We start from the raw sequence: 19,979 nt of genomic DNA on the forward strand, positions 1-19,979 counted from the left end.
TCCTAAAGTTTTTAAAATTGTTCCAAAAATTTCGTATTATTTTCAAACATCATTCTAATGTCTTTTATTTCGTATCTTACCATTGCAATTCTGTCGATTCCCATACCAAAGGCAAAACCTTGATAAATGTCTGGATCAATGCCGCAATTTCTTAAAACATTGGGATGAACCATGCCGCATCCTAAAAGTTCCATGGACCAGCCGGTGTGATTGCATTTTGGACATCCCTTGCCCTTACAATTTATGCAAGTTGTGTCTACTTCAAGAGAGGGTTCTGTAAATGGAAAATAATGTGGCCTATATCTTGTCTTCATGTCATTTCCAAAAAATGCTTTGACAAAATAGTCAAGAGAATGAATTAAATTTGCAACTGTAACATTTTTATCTATAACAAGGCCTTCCATTTGGTGAAACATTGGTGAGTGAGTTGCATCTACTTCATCATTTCTAAAAACTCTTCCTGTGCATATCATTCTTAAAGGTGCTCCCAATTCTTTCATGGCCCTGATTTGACAAGGAGATGTTTGAGTTCTTAGTAACCTATTTTCGTCAAAATAAAAGGTATCTGACATATCCCTTGAAGGATGGTTTTTAGGAGTGTTAAGTAAATCAAAATTATTTTCTACACTTTCAATTTCTGGTCCGTCATAGACAATAAAACCCATTTTTATAAATAAATCTTCCAAATCTTCAATAGTCTTTTTTAAGGGATGATAGTGTCCCAAAATTAAATTGTCAGTTTCAAGAGTAACGTCAATTCTTTCGTACTTTAATTTTTCTTCTAAAAGTCCATTCTTAAGTGAATTTTCTTTTTCTTTTAGCGAAGCTTCAATTTTTTCACGAATTTCATTGGCGAGGGAACCCATAAGCGGTCTTTCTTCCTTAGAAAGTTTTCCCATTCCCTTTAAAATTGCCGTTAATTCTCCTTTTTTTCCCAAATATTTTATTTTAATTTCTTCAATTAATTTTAAATAATTTGCATTTTCAATAGATTTTAAAGATTCTTCTTCAATCTTTTTTAGTTCTTCCTTCATAAAATCCTCCCTTTTTATTCTTTTAATTATATCACCCACGCCTTTTAAAGACAATATTTTACACATATTAGCCTTTTTGAAAAAATTCCAAAAAAATCTGCCAGAAATTTTTTTCTAGCAGATTATAATTTTTATTTATTTTTCCTTGTCAATTTTTCCCATTGCTGAAAAAGGTAAAATTCTTATAGTTGTTGTTCCCATAAGAGCCTTGGTCTTTACCGGACCAAAATTTCGGCAGTCAAAAGACCCTTCTCTATTATCGCCCATGGCAAAAAATTCGTCATCTTTTAAAATAAACTTACTTTCTATGGAATCTGTATAAACTCCATCTTGCAAATAGTATTCTTCTAATTTTTGACCATTTATAAATACTTCACCGTCTTTAATTTCAACTGTTTCCCCTGGAAGACCTATTAATCTTTTAATTAAATTTTTGCTATCTTCAGGACTTTTAAATATTATTATATCTCCCCTATTATAATTTTTTCTAAGGTCATTAATCCTATTTACCACAACCACATTTTTGGGGTGGAGGGTTGGATACATTGATGTTTGATTTACTACAGCCAAATTAAAGACAAAATTCCTTACAAATAGGGCTATAAGAATGGCAAGAACTACGATTTTTAAATCTTCCATAAATCCTGACTTCTTTTTCTTATCCTTTGGATTTTCTTCACTCTCTAAATTATTTACATTATCATTTTTTTCTTCTTCTAGCATTTTATCACCAAAATTATTATAAACTACAATTTATTTATTAACAAGAAAATTAGTTGGATTTAGAATTCCTAATGATATTTTCAAGCTCCTTACTTTCTTCTTCCATTTGTCTATAATTTATATCATCAGAAGCCTTTGAATTGGCACTTGCATTAGAATTATGGTTAGCATTTCCCTTAGTATTATTTTTTTGAGAAGAATTATTTTCTACCTGACCGTTAGTAACTACTTCCTCGTCTACCGATGGGTTTTTGGTATTAGCTGTCTTCCTATCCTTTGCAGCCCTATCAACAATTGTTATCTCTTTATTAGCTCCGTCATAGGAAACTTCCATCTTGAAAAATTCTGCAATAAATCTTACTGGCACATAGGTTCTGTCATCTTTAATTATTGCCGGCGAGTCAATAGGAAGAACCATATCATCATCAACAATAATTTCCTTTGCACCAATTTTTACTTTCATAACATTTTGAACCGAATCAAGTTTTATACTTGCAGTTTTTTCTTCCCCATTCCAATCAACGATTCCTCCCATGGCTTCAACAATAAATCTTAAGGGAACCAAGGTCCTTGAATTTTTAATAAAGGGGCTTGCATCCATTTCCTTATTTTCTCCATCAATGCTATAAGTTTTTTTGCCTATAGTCATAACAATAACCTTTGAGTCTGCATCATAAAGAGAGAAGGCTGCTGATTTATCAGCAATTTTTGCAATGAGCTTAGGATTTTCTCCCAAGCCATTTATTTTAATTTGTGAATTATCAATATCGACTTCTCCATCAAAACCTTCTATTTCATAGCTAAAAACTCTTGGAGAAAGTTTTATTTTCTTTCCATTAGAATTTGCAAATATTTCAAATTTTAGGTTTGACCCATCAGTTACTTTTTTCTTTTCAGATTTTATGGAAAGAGATTCAATAGCTGATGCATCATTTACATTAATTTCCTTGCTAACAGATTCACCCTTATTCGAAGTAAAAGTAAGCTGAAATTTCCCGGGATTTAGAGGCAGAAAACTTGCACCATTTAATATATTCGCTCCCTGTGAATTTTCACTTATTGTAAAGGTCCTATCCTTTATATCAATGGGATTTAAAAGTTCGTCCCAAGCAGATTTTACAGAAAAATCTGTAGCTTCGCCAATTAATAGGTCGGATTTCCCTTCAAATTTCAAATCTTTAATGACTCCGCTATTGACAGATGTATTAAAAACTCCAAGACCATTTACAACTTTTCTTTCTCCCTTGCCTGATTCAGGATTTATTACCCTAGTTCTTTTTAAATCTCCAAGATTTCTAACAACCATGGCAGATGAGCCTCCACCATCAAGATTTAAAGCCTTTTGACATCCCAAGGAAAGCATAAAGTTTGAAAGTTCATTTAAAGTCATACCTTTCGATCTTTTTGTTCTGCCCTCTGCTGAAACAATATAACAAATTTTTCCATCATTTCCATAGCCAACGCAGGTCCTTGCTCGAGTGCCGCCAATAGAATTAATATCTTTTTTATATTCCCTAACCTTTCCTTTGTCAACTAAAAGTGAATGGCCTCCAATTAAAGTCTTCCAATTTTTTTGTGGAAAAATTCCATAATCTATTGTTAATTTGTCGCCAACTTTTACATTTGTCTTAATGAAATTTGCACTTTCCCCTGAAATTTGAAGGATTTTTTTACCCTTGGGGATTGCCATATCAAGATTTTTATCGTAGACAATTTCTTCTACAACATTTTCAGAACTCAACAATACTTCGCCAGCAGTTTTGTCACCACGAGATTTTGAAGTCCAAAAATCATTATACATTTGGATTTTTCCAGCATGAGAATATTCCTTTGAAGGTTGATACCAATAAAATGTTTTATTTAAACCATCAATGGGATATTTTGCACCATTTGGAGCAATAACTGAGCCTCCAAAATTTGTTGCCAAAATATGACAGGTATTCGTATCGTCAATGCCAAAGGAGTAGATGTCGGTTAAAACTGCAGGAGATGATTTAATATCTCCATCAATTATAGACCCACCAAGGGGAACTCCTTGCAAAGCCATGGTGAAAAAATCACCATTTACAAGACCAACGGCATTTGTCCTATCTCCCATTTGGCTTACTGTTGCCTTATTTGTATAAGTTCCGCCGCCAGCAACTGTTGTAATTTTTAAATTAGGATCATTTAAATCACACTTCAACACGTTTACTATGGCCTTGCCCTTTGATGTATCTACATTATATTCGTATCTAGTAACTCCTGGTGCAATAATTTCTTCGTGAGTTTTTGTGCTTTCAGCAAACGCAATATTTAAAAGTAAAACTGTAATTAAAGTAAAAAAAATAAAAAATTTTTTCCTCATCAAAAAACCTCCATATTTATATTATAGAGAATATGGGTAAAAAATCTCTAAAATTTCCAATTTGTAATGAAAATTTAATCATTTTCTTCAATCCTTGCAAAAAATGAATCTTCATCCTTAATATTTTTAATTAAATCAGACCTTAATATTTCCTTAGTCCTGATAATTTTGTAGCCTTTAAATTCTTCTTGGCTAGCAATTAAATCCTTGGGAAAATCTCCTTTGGTCCTTAAATAATAGGAAGCCTTGAAATTTTTATTTTCATTTATTAGATCATTTCCGCTTGAAATTTCCCAGTCATTTCCTGATAGAAGATCAATTAAATCGCAAACAACTGCTGATGCCGTTGGATATCTGCCAGCTCCCTTACCCTTAAGGGTTAGCTTTTCAAAATAGTCGCCATAAATTTCTACCATATTATTGGCATCATCAAGCCTTGCAAGGTCTTCATCTTTTTTGAAAAGAGCTGGTTCCACAAGTCCAACAAATTTATTTTTATTAAATTTTCCAAGGGCAAGTTCCTTTACCCTATAATTTTCTCCCAAATATTCGACATCAATTTTTGTAATTTTGTCTAGGCCAAAAACTTCAATTTCATCTTCAGTAATTTTTCCGCCACCAATTATAGACATTAAAATTCTAAGTTTTCTTCTCATATCATAGCCCAAAACATCGTCAGATGGATCCCTTTCAGCATAGCCAAGTTCTTGAGCTTTTTCCAAAACTTCGCTATAGTCTGCTTTATTTTCAAACATATTATATAAAATATAATTGCTGGTTCCATTTAAAATTCCGTAAATCTTATCTATTTTATTAAATATACTTAAGGCCTTAACTTCACGAACAACAGGTACTGTTCCACCAACTGCAGCTTCAAAATAAATTTTTGCTCCATTTTCCTTTGAAAGATTTAAAAATTCTTCAAAGTGAAGAGATAAGACTGATTTATTTGATGTGATTACATCTTTTTTTGCCTTTAAAAGTTTAGAAATATAAATATAAGAATTTTCTAAATCTCCTGTCATTTCAATTGCAAGATCAATTTCATCATCTCTTAAAATATCTTCAAAGTCATTGGTGAAAAGAGAAGGATCAAAATCTTTCACCTTATTTAAATTTCTAACAAGAATTTTCTTAACTTCTAAATCAAATCCTCTTTTTTTAAGTTCGGCCTTTTTTTCTTTTAAAATATTAAAAACACCTTGGCCAACAGTGCCAAAACCCAAAAGTGCAATTTTTTTCATCTTCTACCTCCTAATATAGACAAATTTTATAAAAGAATTGCCTCAAAGTCAAGGCTATAAGGAATTTTAAGCCTTTTTAACATAATATCAATTGACAGAAGTTAAAGTATTGGCTATTATTAAAAAAAGGAGGAAAAATTATGACAATTAAACTAGGAATTTTTGGAGCAACTGGTCTTGTTGGCCAAACAATGCTCTCAATTTTAGAAGAAAGAAATTTACCTATTGAAAATTTATTTCTCTTTGCTTCAGAAAGATCAGCAGGAGAAAAAATTAAATTTGCAGGTAAAGATTACGAAGTTTTAGAATTAAATGAAGAAAATTTAAAAAATTCTCATTTAGATTACGCCTTAGGAGCTTTAGATTCACCGCAGGCAAAAAAATTTCTTCCTATAGCTGCCAAACTTGGCATAAAAGTTATTGACAATTCATCAGCTTATAGAATGGACGAAGATAAGCCCCTTGTTGTGCCAGAAATTAATGCAGAAGATGCAAAATATGACGGAAATATAATTCCATCACCAAACTGCTCAACAATTCAATCAGTTGTTGCCCTTTATCCAATTTATAAGAAATACGGAATTAAAAGAATAGTTTATACAACATACCAAGCAGTTTCAGGCTCTGGAAAAAAAGGAATGGAAGATTTGGAAAGAGGTATGAAGGGAGAAAAAAATGAATTTTATCCCTATCCAATTATTGGAAATGTCCTTCCCCATATTGATGACTTTTTAGAATCAGGCTATTCAAAAGAAGAAATGAAAATGGTTAATGAAACAAAAAAAATCTTCCATGATGACAGCTTAAAAATTACGGCGACAACATGCAGAGTTCCTGTACGAACATCACACATGGTGGCAATAAATGTAGAAACAAAAGAAGATTTTAAAATAGAAGATGTTTTTGACCTTTACAAAAATTCTAAAGGTATTGTTCTTTATGATGATCTCAAGAATTTAAAATACCCAATGCCAATTATAGCTGCTGAAAAAGATTCAGTTTATGTTGGAAGAATTAGAAAAGATATCTCTCTTGAACATGGCCTTGATTTAATTTGCGTTGCAGATAATATGAGAAAAGGTGCAGCCTTAAATACAATTCAAATTTTAGAAAGCCTAATAAAATAAATTTAATTTAATTTTGAGACAGTTTTAAAATAGCTGTCTTTTTTTAATCCTATATAATTTCGCATATTTTTTAAACAAATTGATAATTATTATTAATTTGGGTGTAATTACTCTAGATTTAAGGAGGACATATAAATGAAACTTAATGATGAAATGAAAAAAATTATTAAAGATAAGTTAGCTTATATTGCAACAGTTGGCGAAGATGGTTTGCCAGATATTGGCCCAAAAAAACAATGAGGGTTTTAGATGACAATAGACTGATTTATTGTGAAAATACAGGTTGCAGACACTATTCGAATATTAATGCTAATGAAAAAATTATCGTTGCCTTTGTAAAGAGAAATATGCGGCGTGAGTCCAAAAAAGGCAGCGGTTATAATTGATATAGATAAAATTTATACCTTATCATCAGGACCTCTTGCTGGAAAATTATACGAAGAAAAATAAAAACTACAATAAATGCCATTTATTATTATAGCGGAGCTTATGCCCCGCTTTTTTCTTTAAATTAATTAGTCTTAATTTTTTCATCTTCCCTATACCCTTTAATTGTATGTATTAGATATCCTAAGAATATTATTGCTAAAATCCCAGCAATAATCCTTTTAACAATTCCAACTTCAATTATTACAAGGCTATAAAAAGCTAAGGACAAAATTGATATAAGAAAAATTAAAATTGTAAATAATCTGCTTAAAATTTTTGGGATTTTTGAAGTCCTGGTTTTACGAGAAAAGCTTATAATTTTTACGAGAAACGAAAGGCCTATAAAATAAAATAATTTCTCCAATACTTTTTCTAAAATAACCATTGATTGCCCCTTCTATACTTATGCTTTAATTTGCATTATTATATCACCTATAAAAAATAATTTCAGCTTTTATAATAAATAATTGAGTTTTCCACCTATGGTTCTAGACTTAATAATAAAAAAATCCCGGCTATGCCAGGTTTTTAAAGTCATACTTTCTTATTTATTTTTCAAAATCAAGTTCTGGATAGTTTGTAATTATTCCTTCAACACCAATTTTCATGCATTTATCAAAAATTTCTTTATAATCAACTGTCCATACATTTGTTTCTATTCCCTCTTCTTGCAAATCTTTTAAAATTTTTTCATCTACTGATGAAAATAGTGGATGGTAAAAACCAATACCATTTTCTTTTAAATATTTATGGGGTTCGATTACTTCTGATGAAGTTAGGGCAGCAATTGGAACTTCCCTATCAATTTCTTTAAATTTTAAAAGTGAATAATGGCATTAATTGACAACATTTATCTATTTTTTATAATTTATTTAGAAAAATTAAATGTTTTTTTAAGGAGGACTTATGAAAATTTGTAAAAATTGCGGAGCCCAAATAGCAGATGATGCTATGTTCTGTGACTATTGCGGACAAAAATTTGATGAGGAACTTGTCTTTTGCGATTCCTGTGGTGAGAAAAATTCTCCCGATGCCCTTTTTTGTGAAAAATGCGGTCACAAACTTATTAAAGATGCAGAAATTAGAAAAGCTCCAGTAGCTGCTCCAAATACACCTGTACATAATAGGGGAAAGAATGAAAAATATTTTGGTGATAAGAGATCAAAAAGATCTGCTAAACCCCTAATATTTACTCTTCTTACCCTAATTTTTTTTAGGTGGAGGGTTTTTCCTATTTAAAAATTTATCTAACCCAAAGAGCCCCGATAATTTTATTTGCTATGTTAAAGATAATGAACTTATTTATAGTGATTTTTCAAAAAATGCTCCCTTTGAACTTGCAAATAATTTAGGCAAATATGCATATATGGGAGATAAAGTTACCTTCTCTACTGATGGGAAATTTATTATATATGGGGATAATTTTGAAGATAACAATACTTTCTCCCTATATAAAAAATCCACTAATTTTAAAAAAGATGACAAGTAAAAAATTGATTCTGATGTGACTTCTTTTGTTCTTACTAATAATGATAATGACCTTATTTATTTTAAAGACGGCGGACTTTATTCCTATAATATTTTTAAAGCTGAAAAGGAAAAAATTGATTCTGATGTAAGCTATACATACACTATTGAAGATAATGGCAGGGTTGTTTATATTACTAATGATAAGAGATTGTATTTAAAAGAACTTGGAAAAGAAAAGGTAAAACTTTCAAATTCAGCAGCAGATTACAGATATGGGGCTTCAAATCCAGATGATATTTTATTCTCAGATGAAGATAATATTTTATATGAAGTTACACCAGGGGGAGAAAGACAAAAAGTTGCTTCTGATGTTTTTTCTTATAAGCAAAACGAAGACTCTTCTTACTATTATTTTACTGGCGATTATGAAGCTGAAGATAATAAACTATTCTATAAAGCCTTTGGAGGAGAAGCTATTTTAGTTGCTAAGGATGTACGTGTTGACGGAACTTCTTTTGATACTGACGGAACAGCTCTTGTTTTTACAAATTCAAATGATGACTTCTACAGTAAATTAATTGACGATTCTGAATCAAACAAAACAATAGAAGAGCCTAAGGCTCCTGATTATCCTTCATATTATGATTATGATAGTGATGAATCCTATGATGCAGCCTATATAAAATATCAAGCTGAATATGAAGCATATTCTGACAAATTAGAAACTTATCGTAGTGAAAAATTTGCAGCAAGCAATTTAGAATATACAGCGGAAAATATTAAAAACATTATTAATAACAATGTTTATGACCTATATTATTTTAATGGCAAGGAAAGTGTAAAAATTGACACTACTTTTAACAGTCTTTATTCCTTAGTAAGTGCTTCAACTGGTATTATCTCTAGCCCAAAAGAAAATGTTGGTGAAAAAGTAAAACTTTCTAGCTTAGTTCCCTTAGGCGAAAGTGAAATTCTTAAAAAAATTCAAGAAGAAGCTACTAATTGCAAATTTATACACAAGGGAACAAGTAAGCCTATAGGAGGAGGTTTAGATGCAGAAATTTTAGGATCAAGTCTTTTTGCTATAGGTGAATCTGAAAATATTTTCTATTTTATAACAGATAATAAAGACCTATATAAAATTGATGCCACAGCAAGTGAAATTACTCCTCAGCTTTATGATAGTGACGTTTCAGCAAGTGCATTTGTTTTAAATAATGGCAAAGATTTATTCTATGTAAAAGATGTTGATAATAAGGACCATGGAGATCTGTATCATAATAAAGAAAAAGTGGACTCCGATGTCTATGCTTATTCTATTTCTCTAAGCCCCAATGAAAATAGAATTTTCTATGGCAAGGACTTCTCAAGTAAAAGTTTTACCGGAGCTCTTTACTATTTTGAAAATGGAAAATCTCAAAAAGTTGATGACAATGTATATTCTTATTCAGAACTTCCTGATAAAATATATTATATAAATGATTATAGTAGTAAATCATCTTCTGGCGATTTAAAGGTTTTGAAGGGAAGTGAATCAGAACTTATTGATACAGATGTAAATGAACTTGTCTTTCCACAAACTTATTATTACGACAATGCCGATGTGGGAGGATGCTAATTTAGGCTATTTATATTTCTTAATATGGAGATAATTTATGGCAAATGATGCTTTTGAAAAGATAAAATCCTCATTCAATAGAGGAATTACTAGTATTAGTATTAAAACTTCGTCAAGTTTAGAAAAGGGCAAAATAAATACCTATATTGATTCTCTTGAAAATGAAATTAAAAAAATAAAATATGACCTTGGAGAGGAAGTTTTTAGGGCCTATATTGAAGAAGATGAAGATAGGGATAAAATAAATGCTTTTTTCTCAAAAATTAAGGAGTCCTATGACAATATTGATGAAGCAAAAAAAGAAATTGAAGCAATTGATGAAAGGGACAGAAAAATTTTTGGCGAAGAAGAAAAACTGCGAAATTCTGGGGTTCCAATGGAAGAAGACTCAGTAATATTTTGCGACAAATGTGGAGCAAGATATGAAGAAAAAGTCAACTTTTGCAGGAAGTGTGGAAATAAATTATTTTAAATAAAAAATTATAAAAGTGTTTAATTAAGCGGGACTTATGCCCGCTTTTTTTATATATAACTTGCACAATTACTTTAACTTAATTATAATTTAATTAAATAAATAAAAATTAAGGTGATCTTATGACAAAAGAAAATATTGATAGTAATGTAGGTCTTTTAAAAAAAGAAAATAAGTCAAAAAAATTTAGTTTTAAACTAATACTTATTTTTCTTGGACTTGTTATGCTTATAGCTTGTATCTTTATTCTTAAAAATTTCTATGGTCCCAAAGACCCAAAAGATTTTGTTTTTTATGAAAAAGACAAACGTCTCTATTTTTATGATATGTCAGCAGATAAGTCTATAGCCTTAAGTGAAGAGCAAAACAATTATATATATACTAACTATGATATTCAGCTTTCCTCAGACAGCAAATTTTTTATTTATCCAACAGATCCAGATGATAAGGGAAATTTTTCCCTCTACAAAAAATCAACGCAGCCACTATTTAATAAAAAGACCAAAATTGATGATTCTGTTGTTTTTTTCAAACTTTCTAATGATAATAAACATCTTATTTATCTTAAGGACAAAGACCTTTACGACTACAATATTTCTAAAAAATCAAAAGAACTTATTCAGCAAAATATTTCAGCCAATATTTTAATTAAAAATAATGCTGACATCATTTATATAACTAATGACAACAAACTTTTTTATAAACCCTTAGGCAAAGATAGCGAAATGCTTTCAGATGATGTGCACAAATTTTGGCTCTTAGCTGATACTTCCAATAATATAATATTTAACGATTCGAAATTTAGACTTTATGAAGTTTCACCCTCAAACAAAAAGGTTTTTATAGCAGATAATGTTCAAGATTTCGTTTCAAATAGAAACTCTTCTTATTATTATTTTGTAAATAAAGATTTAAAAATAGATCACCCTTATGAAAATAATTCTTTAATGGACCTTTACTATAAAGAGTTTTCCAAAGAAAAAATTCTTGTTGCAAAAGATATTGACCCTAGGCAAAGTGGCCTTTTTATGGACGATACTAATGTAATTTTTTTAAGGACTTCAGAAGACTATTATAAAAAATATATTGATAATTCAAATTTCAGACTTGCAAAAGATACTTATAAAGATAAGGAAAGTAATAGGTCTAATTCTGTAAACAGGAATATAGGCACAGGAACTGAAAAAACAAATCCTTACGAATTTGATGACACAGAGTTTATTGTAAAATCCTCTGTTAATTCATCTATGTATGACCTATATGGATTTGACGGTCAAAAATTTACAAAAATTTGCTCTTCATATAATTCTCTTATGTCTTTAGATAACGATAGAAAAGGCATTATATTAGTTCCAAAAGAAAATATAAAAAAGATTAAGCTTGAAGCTTTTAAAGATAAGTCTTTAAAAGAAATAGATAATATTTTAAAAGATAATTTAATGGAATTTAAGTTTTTAAAGAATGATAAACTTATGGATGTAGAGAATTTTGCTGACCCTTGTGATTTTAATTCCATAGGAATAATGTTTGGAAGTTCTAAGGATGTATATTATTACTGCACGGGAGATGGAGATTTATATCAAATTAATCTAGATGGCGAAAAACTAAGGGCAGAATTATATAATAAAAATGTATCAGGTTCAGGATACATTACAAAAAATGGCGACATCTTCTATGTTAAAGATGTAGATAAATATAGTGAGTTTGGAAACCTATATAAAAATAAAAAATTAATTGATAAAAATGTTAACTTTACTTCCCTGACCCTTGATGATTCAGAAGAAAAACTCTTTTATATTAAAGATTCCTTGAGTGAATCTAGCAATAGAACTTTAATGTATTATAAAAATGGTGAGATTCTTCCAATTTCTGACAATGTTTTAGAAGGTCAGTTGTATAATGGAAAATATTATTATTTAACAGATTTTAATAAGAAGACAGGAAAAGCAAGCTTAAAGGTCTTTATTGACGAAGGAGCAGAATCTTTATATATCAAAGATAAAAATTCTAAGCCTCAAAAAATTTCAAATAAGCTTTTTATTTACACGGTTGATCAAAATATTGACGATATCATTAGCCCAAACTTATACTTTTCAGGCTTTAGATCAAATAATAAAAGCCAGTCACATTAATTATATAATAGAATAGAATAAACAATTATGCGAGGGAAGATAAATCTTCCCTTTTTTTGGTAAAATAATAAAAATGGGGGTTTTTATGAGCATAGAAAAATATAGAGTTATAGCTAAAAGTGAAAAAAATTTTAAAAAGATTGACCTAAAAAAAGTTCCTACATCCTATGACGGAAAATTGGATAAAGATGAAGTTAAAGAAAATCTTTTAATTGAAAATATTAAAAAAATGGGTTAATATCAGGAAAAACTATATACTGAAAACACTAAGGCACTTTTAATCGTCCTTCAAGCTATGGATTCAGCCGGTAAAGATTCACTTATTAAAAATGTTATGTCTAGAGTAAATCCTCAAGGCATTAAAATTATTTCTTTCAAAGAGCCAACTTATATAGACTTAGATCATGACTATTTGTGGAGAGTTGCCAAAGAGCTTCCACCAAGAGGAGAAATTGGTATTTTTAATAGGTCTCATTATGAAGATGTCATTGTTTCAAGAGTCCACAAGCTAGTTATAAATCAACCTCTTCCCAAAAATTTAAAAAATTCTGAAATTTGGGACAGAAGGTTTGAGGGAATAAATAATTTTGAAAAATATTTAAATGACAATTGAATAAAAGTTATGAAATTATTTTTGCACCTGTCAAAAGAAGAGCAAAAAGAAAGACTTATGGATAGAATCCTAAGAGAAGATAAACACTGGAAATTTGCAAAATCAGATATTACTGAAAGGCAGTTTTGGGACGACTATCAAAGGGCCTATGAAGATATGTTTAACAAAACATCAACAGCATATGCTCCTTTGTATATTTTGCCAGCTGATAAAAAATGGTTCTCAAGATATTTGGCATCAGAAATTATTTTAAAATATTTAAAAGACCTTGATCCAAAATATCCTATACTTTCAAAAGACGAAGAAAAAGAACTGGACAAGTGGAAAAAGATTTTGGAAGAATCTTAAAAGAATATAAAAAGAATAGGCTACCCAAAATGGCAGCCTAAAAAAATGGAGCGGATGACGAGATTCGAACTCGCGACCCTCGCCTTGGCAAGGCGATGCTCTACCACTGAGCCACATCCGCATGTGCTTTTTAAAGCATAGATATATTTTAACTAATTTTACTTAGAATGTAAAGTATTTTTTAAAATATTTTACAAAATTTATATTTTTCTTCGATATCAAATTTGGAGCCGGCAAGAGGACTTGAACCCCCAACCTACTGATTACGATTCAGTTGCTCTACCAATTGAGCTATGCCGGCAGACTGTTTTGGCTCTGCCAATTCAGCCTAAGAGCTTAAATAGCTTTTAAATTATAACCTTAGCCAAATTTTTTGTCAAGTTTTAGGAGTCTTCCCTATAATAACTTTTCTCCAAATAAACTTTTTAAAATGTCAACTGCAAGCTGGGCAGTTTTATTTTTTTCATCAATAAGAGGATTTACTTCAACTAAATCTACACTTGTGATTCCCTTTTCCTTAGAAATAATTTCAGTTAAAAGAAAAATTTCCCTTGGACTAAGACCGCCGTTTTTTCTTGTCCCTGTTCCTGGTGCAAAAAGTGGATCCACAACATCAATATCTAAAGAAATGTGAATATTTTCTGTTTTTTTCTTCAAATAATTTAAGGCATCTCTTGTTACCTTGCCAATAGAATATTCATCAATTTCTTGCAAAGAAAAGGCCTTTATATTCTTTTCCTTTAAAAGCATTCTCTCTTCCCTATCAAGATCTCTTAGACCAATGTAAACTAAATTTTCAGCCTCTAAAAAATTTTTATCTTGACCAATTGAAGAAAGTTCTTCACAGGCATATCCCATAATGGCAGCAAGACTCATCCCATGAATATTGCCTGATGGTGAAATTTTTTCTGTATTAATATCCCCATGGGTATCTATCCAAATTACTCCTAAATTTTCAAAATTATTTAAGGCGGCTTTTATTGAGCCTATGGCAAGAGAATGATCTCCACCTAAAACAAGGGGCAGTTTTTTATCTTTTATTGTTTTGTCCACTAGGCTAAAAAGTTTTTCGTTTGAATTTCTTACAAGTTCAAAATTTTTTAAATTATTAGGTCCAATTTTTTCTTCATAAGAAGGATTTACTTCAACATTTCCCAGATCTTCTACCCTATAATCCAAATCCTCTAAGGCTTTTTTTAATCCTGTTAGTCTTATTGCATCAGGACCAAGCCTTGCTCCCCTAATTGAAGCTCCCATATCAAGAGGCATACCAATAATATTTATATTTTTATTCACAAATTTCACCTACCTAAGAAAATTTTACCACAAAAAAGAAGCTTCATAAAATAAAATACACATACTACATTTAAAATCAAAGAATAGTAATTCATTTAAAATGCTTTTAAAATTTTAAATGAGAAACAAAGAATTATCTTAAAATAAGTAGTTAAAAATAGAATAAAGAAAAATTTTGGGAATGCGTTAAAAATTTTCAATTGTTTGAGTAAGCGAAGCGAGTGAGTTTTGAAAATTTAGCATTTCCAAAATTTTTTATCCGCCAGTACGTCGGGGTGTAATGGGGTGGCTTGAAGGGGCAAAGGGGCTTTCACGATGCCCCTAATGCCCCTCCAAATCAAATAAAAAATTTTATCATAAAAAAGAAACCTTCATAAAGAAGATTCCTTTAAATATATTAATATTAAGAAATTAACCTAATCTTATAATCTAAAGATTCAATCATTTCAATATCATCTTTTGTTGATACTCCATGAGTTGTAAGCATATCGCCAGAAATTGCAGCATTTGCTCCTGCCTCAAAGGCAGTTCTGCCAAAAGATTTCATAAGAGCCCTGCCGCCAGCAAGCCTTAAAGTTGCGCTAGGATATACGAACCTATAAACAGCCACAGTCCTATTGATTTCTTCCTCGCTTAAAATTTCATTATTTTCAAGAGGTGTTTTAGGGATAGGATTTAAAACATTAATGGGAATTGAATTAACCTTTAATTTTTTTAATTCAAAAATCATATCAAGCCTATCTTCTCTTGACTCTCCAAGACCAATAATTCCTCCAGAACAAATTTCCATTCCTGCTTCTTTTGCATCTGCAATTGCCTTTAACTTTTGGTCATAGGAATGAGTTGTGCAAACACTTGGAAAATAATTTCTGGAAGTTTCCAAATTATTATGAATTCTTCTCACACCGGCTTTTTTTAATTTTTCAAAGCCTTCTTCACTAATAAGACCACCTGAAATACAAATTTCAACAGGCACTTCCTTATGAATTTCTTCTACAATTTCGCATACCCTATCAATGTCCTTGTCTGACAAATTTTTGCCACTTGAAACTAAAGAATATCTTGGTATTCCCATTTTATATTTTTCAATTGCATCCTTTATTATAACTTCATTTGGGAGCAGACCATAACATTCAACTGATGTGTGATAAAAAGCAGATTGGGCACAAAATTTACAATTTTCAGGGCACTTGCCACTTTTTGCATTAATTATTGTGCACATATCAAAAGAATCTCCACAAAAAGTTTCCCTGATTTTTTTTGATGCACTTACAAGGGCATTATAATCAGCTGAATACAAAAATCTTGCATCATCTTTTGTAATTTCATAACCCTTTAAAACCTTGTCAAGTAATACCTTAACATCTTTTGCAGTCGCTTTTTCATTTCTAGACTTATTTATTTTTATCTCTAATTCCTTAACTTCCATATCTTCAACTCCTAAAATAATTATACTGATTTTAAGAGATTTGTCAATTGTAAATAAATTTAGGTTAACTATAATTTTAAAAAAATCTACTGCCACCAGTAGATTAATCAACATATTTTTCAAAAACGCCAAAGCAAATTGGCTTATTTTGATCTCGCCATTTCCTTTCATATTCAGTTACTATATTTAAAGGATATTCTTCTTCCTTCATATCAAAATCCCTCAAAACTTCCATAAACCTTTGGTCCTCAAAATATTTTAGGGAGTCTTCAAAAAAATCCCTATCATCAGTTTTTAAATAAATATCCCCACCATCTTTTAAAATCACCTTATATTTTTTTAAAAAATCAGGATAAGTAAGTCTTCTCTTTTGGTGTTTAAGTTTGGGCCAAGGAGTGCAAAAATTTATATAAATCCTAGAAATTTCTTCATCTTCAAAATAATTTAAAATATTTTCTGCCTTAATTGGAAGGGCCCTTACATTTGTTAGTTTATATTCTAAAATTTTTCTTGTGCCATAAATAAAAGCATTTGACTCCATTTCAACCATAATATAATTTATATTGGGATTGTCCATTGCTGACTGAGCGGTAAAAGTCCCCTTCCCTGCTCCCAGTTCCAAATAAATGGGATTATTATTTTCAAAAACTTCCATCCATTTACCCTTATATTTTTCACCATCATAAAAAACAAATGGATTTTCTTTCATTTCAGGAATAGCAAAATGTTTTTTTCTTAATCTCATATTTCACCTACAAATTCCCTTTCTTGCAATTAATAAGTAATTATAAACTGGTGTAAGTTTTAAGTCAATAATATAAATAAGAAAACACGATTAGATAACTTATTTATTTAAATAATTTTTAGAATAATCTATAAAAATTCACTTAAAAATTCTTAAGAAAATATTATTAATATTACCATTCCTTAATTTGATTCAGTTATTTTCTATATAATAAATTGTAAAAAATAATTTTCATACATTATACAATTATTTTACTTTTATATGTGTATAAATTTGATATAATAAATGTTCGTTAAATTAGAATTTACTTTGAATTTATTCTATATCAAGATAATAAAGAATTTATTTAGCGGTACTATAAGTTTATTTATTTATAGTTCACATAAACATTATTTATTTTTTGACCTTAAAAATTTTTAATAAAAAAAGGAGATTGTAAATTGGAAAAATTAAAAAAATTGTAGAAGATAAAAAATTAAAATCTGCTCCCAAAATACCTAAGTATGGAATGAGAAAACTATCCGTGGGATTAGTCTCTTGTACACTCGGTATAATTACATTTGTAGCATCTAATGTAGTAAATGCAACTGTGAATGAAACACCTCCTGCGATAGTAGAAAATACTAACAATAGTACATCTACATCTCAAAACACAGAATTAGAGAATGTAGGAAAAGAAAAACAAAACCAGAAGCAACTGGGGCAACTGCTTCTGAAACAGCAACTCCTTCTGATGCTGTAGATAATGGAACTGAATCGGAAACTGTAGCAGAAGAAATTAAAGAGACAGAAGAAAAGAAATAAATTTCTTTATATACTAATGCTGAGTTTACACAACCTATTGAACCAAAAAATCCAAAAGAAAAAAACTGAAAAGCCATCAAAAAATGACGGCGTAGCTAGAGATGAAAATAATGAAATCATAACAAAAGACAAAGGCTCTATATCTGCTGATAAAAGAAAGTTGGAGAATATAAAGATGATCGTGGAAACGTATGGTCTAACGTAAGTATTGATTCTAAAACTGGTGTGGTTACTGCTGTAGTACCAACTGGCGAAAATATAAATATCATTCATTGCGAAAATATATTTATACATGTAAAGGTAATTTACACCGATAAATTAACTGGAGACAAGAAGTCCGAAACTGTTAAAGCCCAATTCATAGCAAGACCAAAATACCAAAATGAAGTAGTGCATGAATATGAAAAAGATATTCCTTTTGAAACAAAAGAAGAATTAGAAACAAACTTAAAAGCTGGTAAGAAACCAAGTTACAGCGGGCAAGAAAAAATTTAAATTTACCCAAGCTATTCAAAATGGTGTTAAAGGTATTATTAACTCTGAAGGAAAATTTGAAGCTGGAGTTGATAAGTATGTGCTTGTTGAAAAAACTGTAACAGAAAAAGTAGATAGACTTGTAAAAGTTGGTGTAAAACCAGTAAAAGAAACCGTTATAATCCCTCACACAATTGAATATATTGTTGATCCAAACCTTAAACTAGGTGAAGAAGTAGTAGAGCAAGAAGGATTAGATGGTGAAATCACCATTACAATATCAAGAGATCATAAAACTGGTAACATCATAGTCAATAGAGAAACAACATCTGAAATGCAGGCTATGAAGATTAAAATTGAAGCTTATAACCACAAAAACAAAGAACCTTTTGAAACTAAAATTCAATTTGACGATACAAAAAAAGCTGGAGAAACTGAAAGCGTTACTGAAGGCATTGTTGGTGAAACAGAAACAAAAGTAACTCCATCAAAAATTGCCGATATGGATGATATGTACAATACTATCGGAGAAGAAAACTTCCGTGACGATAATAACAATCCAAACTACGATGTTATTGAAAAATACATGGTAGAAAAAGGTTATTGGGAAGCAGGAAAAGTACAAAAGATAACATACCAAGATGGTAAAATCACAGCAACATACAATGAGGATAATATTGATGAATTACTTGGAATTGATGAAAAGAATAACTCGGCCGGAAAAGTTTTGGTTAAAGGAAGGGTAGAAACTAATACAATAACCGAAAAACATGACAAGGTTATTAAAGTTGGCACAATGCCAGAAGGCAAACACAGCCACACAGAAAAAATTCCATTTGGATATACTGTTGAATATGACGAAAATATGGAAGCTGGAACTTATGTAATAGTAATGGAAGGAAAAGCTGGCTCAGAAACTACTGAATGGACAATCAAAAATTCACAAGTTGTTGGAAAAACTACAGTAACTGAAACAGAGCCAGTTAATGCTGTCATTAAGGTTGGAAAAAAACCAGTAGAAAACATGTGCCCTATAATTCCACCTAAAGGTAGTGATTCAGAAGATTCAGGAAAAGATAAACCAAGCACACCTGATAATCCAAAGCCAGGAACTGATACTCCTGAAAAACCTATAAATCCTAGTCCTGAAAAGCCAAAGGTTCCAGAAAAATCTACTCCAAATAAGGTAGAAGAAATTGATCCAAAGGATTATGAAAATAAAAACCCGACACAAGTATAAAATAAGGAAAATTCAGAAGTGGAAAAGGCCGAAGAAGCTAAGCCTAAAAAAGAGAATAGTAAAGAAGTAGAAACTAAAGAAGAAGATAGCGAAAATAGTCCAAAATATAAAGACCTTAAAACAAATGCTATGCAAGGAAATAAAGTCAAATCTTTGGCAGATAATCCAAAAACCTATGATGCCGGTATTGGAGGATATGCTGCAATAACTGGACTTGCCTCTTCCCTACTAGCAGCTTTTGAAATGAAGAGAAGAAAGAAAAAATAATTAAAATATTAAAAGCCCTGGCAATTAAGACTTCTTAATATAAAAAAGTTAAAATATGGGACTGTCCACACTCTAGAAATTAAAGTTATGGGCAGTCCCCTTTTTAATAAAAAAGTTTCTGTAAGCTTATATCTTAAATTATATAAAAAAAGCGGCTATAAAATAGT

At 30.3% G+C, this 19,979-nt stretch carries 19 protein-coding genes, 2 tRNA genes and 2 pseudogenes; 12 read left to right on the forward strand and 11 right to left on the reverse strand.

Annotation, left to right across the window (positions count from 1 at the left end; translation table 11 throughout):
• Positions 1-11: 11 nt before the first annotated feature.
• The 4 genes from pheS to BQ4446_RS07385 all read right to left on the reverse strand — a co-directional run bounded on the left by pheS (position 12) and on the right by BQ4446_RS07385 (position 5,348).
• On the reverse strand, positions 12-1,034 hold the full coding sequence (gene pheS, locus BQ4446_RS07370; RefSeq protein WP_071027992.1) for a phenylalanine--tRNA ligase subunit alpha: 1,023 nt from the start codon (positions 1,032-1,034) through the stop codon (positions 12-14).
• 135 nt (positions 1,035-1,169) lie between these two features.
• The gene (gene lepB, locus BQ4446_RS07375) at positions 1,170-1,757 is read right to left on the reverse strand and encodes a signal peptidase I (protein WP_083329061.1); all 588 of its coding nucleotides are present in this window, start codon (positions 1,755-1,757) and stop codon (positions 1,170-1,172) included.
• A 49-nt stretch (positions 1,758-1,806) separates the two neighbouring features.
• Complete coding sequence (locus BQ4446_RS07380; RefSeq protein WP_071027994.1) at positions 1,807-4,104, reverse strand: stalk domain-containing protein; 2,298 nt, start codon at positions 4,102-4,104, stop codon at positions 1,807-1,809.
• Between the two features lie 74 nt (positions 4,105-4,178).
• Positions 4,179-5,348, reverse strand: a complete 1,170-nt coding sequence (locus tag BQ4446_RS07385; RefSeq protein ID WP_071027996.1) for a homoserine dehydrogenase — start codon at positions 5,346-5,348, stop codon at positions 4,179-4,181.
• Between the two features lie 140 nt (positions 5,349-5,488).
• Between BQ4446_RS07385 and BQ4446_RS07390 the strand changes: the two genes are divergently transcribed.
• Positions 5,489-6,475: an aspartate-semialdehyde dehydrogenase gene (locus tag BQ4446_RS07390; RefSeq protein WP_071027998.1), complete on the forward strand. Its 987-nt coding sequence runs from the start codon at positions 5,489-5,491 to the stop codon at positions 6,473-6,475.
• A gap of 135 nt (positions 6,476-6,610) precedes the next feature.
• Positions 6,611-6,715 (forward strand): pyridoxamine 5'-phosphate oxidase family protein, encoded by a 105-nt coding sequence (locus BQ4446_RS08685; RefSeq protein WP_245149696.1) that lies wholly within the window; start codon positions 6,611-6,613, stop codon positions 6,713-6,715.
• A 271-nt stretch (positions 6,716-6,986) separates the two neighbouring features.
• Here the strand turns inward: BQ4446_RS08685 and BQ4446_RS07400 are convergent, their stop codons facing one another.
• On the reverse strand, positions 6,987-7,289 hold the full coding sequence (locus tag BQ4446_RS07400) for a hypothetical protein (protein WP_071028000.1): 303 nt from the start codon (positions 7,287-7,289) through the stop codon (positions 6,987-6,989).
• 163 nt (positions 7,290-7,452) lie between these two features.
• Positions 7,453-7,719, reverse strand: a pseudogene (locus BQ4446_RS08310) (glycerophosphodiester phosphodiesterase family protein); the annotation flags it as partial.
• Positions 7,720-7,810: 91 nt separating this feature from the next.
• On the opposite strand from BQ4446_RS08310, the gene BQ4446_RS07405 reads away from it, so the two are divergent.
• The 6 genes and pseudogenes from BQ4446_RS07405 to BQ4446_RS07425 all read left to right on the forward strand — a co-directional run.
• Positions 7,811-8,143 (forward strand): zinc ribbon domain-containing protein, encoded by a 333-nt coding sequence (locus tag BQ4446_RS07405; protein ID WP_071028002.1) that lies wholly within the window; start codon positions 7,811-7,813, stop codon positions 8,141-8,143.
• A 265-nt stretch (positions 8,144-8,408) separates the two neighbouring features.
• Positions 8,409-9,992, forward strand: coding sequence for a hypothetical protein (locus BQ4446_RS07410; protein ID WP_071028004.1), 1,584 nt, complete (start codon positions 8,409-8,411; stop codon positions 9,990-9,992).
• 37 nt (positions 9,993-10,029) lie between these two features.
• Entirely contained in the window at positions 10,030-10,464 is a 435-nt protein-coding gene (locus BQ4446_RS07415) for a zinc ribbon domain-containing protein (protein ID WP_071028005.1), read from the forward strand.
• A gap of 122 nt (positions 10,465-10,586) precedes the next feature.
• Entirely contained in the window at positions 10,587-12,596 is a 2,010-nt protein-coding gene (locus BQ4446_RS07420; RefSeq protein WP_071028007.1) for a hypothetical protein, read from the forward strand.
• Between the two features lie 85 nt (positions 12,597-12,681).
• Positions 12,682-12,834: a hypothetical protein gene (locus BQ4446_RS08690; RefSeq protein ID WP_245149697.1), complete on the forward strand. Its 153-nt coding sequence runs from the start codon at positions 12,682-12,684 to the stop codon at positions 12,832-12,834.
• A gap of 15 nt (positions 12,835-12,849) precedes the next feature.
• Positions 12,850-13,557 (forward strand): annotated as a pseudogene (locus tag BQ4446_RS07425) (PPK2 family polyphosphate kinase); the annotation flags it as partial.
• Between the two features lie 46 nt (positions 13,558-13,603).
• On the opposite strand, the gene BQ4446_RS07430 reads toward BQ4446_RS07425, so the two are convergent.
• The 5 genes from BQ4446_RS07430 to trmB all read right to left on the reverse strand — a co-directional run bounded on the left by BQ4446_RS07430 (position 13,604) and on the right by trmB (position 17,027).
• A tRNA-Gly gene (locus BQ4446_RS07430) sits at positions 13,604-13,678 on the reverse strand.
• A 104-nt stretch (positions 13,679-13,782) separates the two neighbouring features.
• A tRNA-Thr gene (locus tag BQ4446_RS07435) sits at positions 13,783-13,858 on the reverse strand.
• A 95-nt stretch (positions 13,859-13,953) separates the two neighbouring features.
• On the reverse strand, positions 13,954-14,853 hold the full coding sequence (gene rocF, locus BQ4446_RS07440; protein WP_071028009.1) for an arginase: 900 nt from the start codon (positions 14,851-14,853) through the stop codon (positions 13,954-13,956).
• A 403-nt stretch (positions 14,854-15,256) separates the two neighbouring features.
• Positions 15,257-16,282 (reverse strand): biotin synthase BioB, encoded by a 1,026-nt coding sequence (bioB, locus tag BQ4446_RS07445; RefSeq protein WP_083329072.1) that lies wholly within the window; start codon positions 16,280-16,282, stop codon positions 15,257-15,259.
• A gap of 103 nt (positions 16,283-16,385) precedes the next feature.
• The gene (trmB, locus tag BQ4446_RS07450; RefSeq protein ID WP_071028011.1) at positions 16,386-17,027 is read right to left on the reverse strand and encodes a tRNA (guanosine(46)-N7)-methyltransferase TrmB; all 642 of its coding nucleotides are present in this window, start codon (positions 17,025-17,027) and stop codon (positions 16,386-16,388) included.
• Positions 17,028-17,535: 508 nt separating this feature from the next.
• On the opposite strand from trmB, the gene BQ4446_RS08850 reads away from it, so the two are divergent.
• The 4 genes from BQ4446_RS08850 to BQ4446_RS07475 all read left to right on the forward strand — a co-directional run bounded on the left by BQ4446_RS08850 (position 17,536) and on the right by BQ4446_RS07475 (position 19,812).
• The gene (locus tag BQ4446_RS08850; protein WP_083329062.1) at positions 17,536-17,769 is read left to right on the forward strand and encodes a YSIRK-type signal peptide-containing protein; all 234 of its coding nucleotides are present in this window, start codon (positions 17,536-17,538) and stop codon (positions 17,767-17,769) included.
• 287 nt (positions 17,770-18,056) lie between these two features.
• Entirely contained in the window at positions 18,057-18,326 is a 270-nt protein-coding gene (locus BQ4446_RS07465; RefSeq protein WP_071028021.1) for a hypothetical protein, read from the forward strand.
• A gap of 79 nt (positions 18,327-18,405) precedes the next feature.
• Entirely contained in the window at positions 18,406-19,545 is a 1,140-nt protein-coding gene (locus tag BQ4446_RS07470) for a G5 domain-containing protein (protein WP_071028023.1), read from the forward strand.
• An 18-nt stretch (positions 19,546-19,563) separates the two neighbouring features.
• The gene (locus BQ4446_RS07475) at positions 19,564-19,812 is read left to right on the forward strand and encodes a hypothetical protein (RefSeq protein WP_071028025.1); all 249 of its coding nucleotides are present in this window, start codon (positions 19,564-19,566) and stop codon (positions 19,810-19,812) included.
• Positions 19,813-19,979 lie beyond the last annotated feature (167 nt).

Source organism: Peptoniphilus raoultii (assembly GCF_900099555.1).
GTDB lineage: Bacteria > Bacillota > Clostridia > Tissierellales > Peptoniphilaceae > Peptoniphilus_A > Peptoniphilus_A raoultii.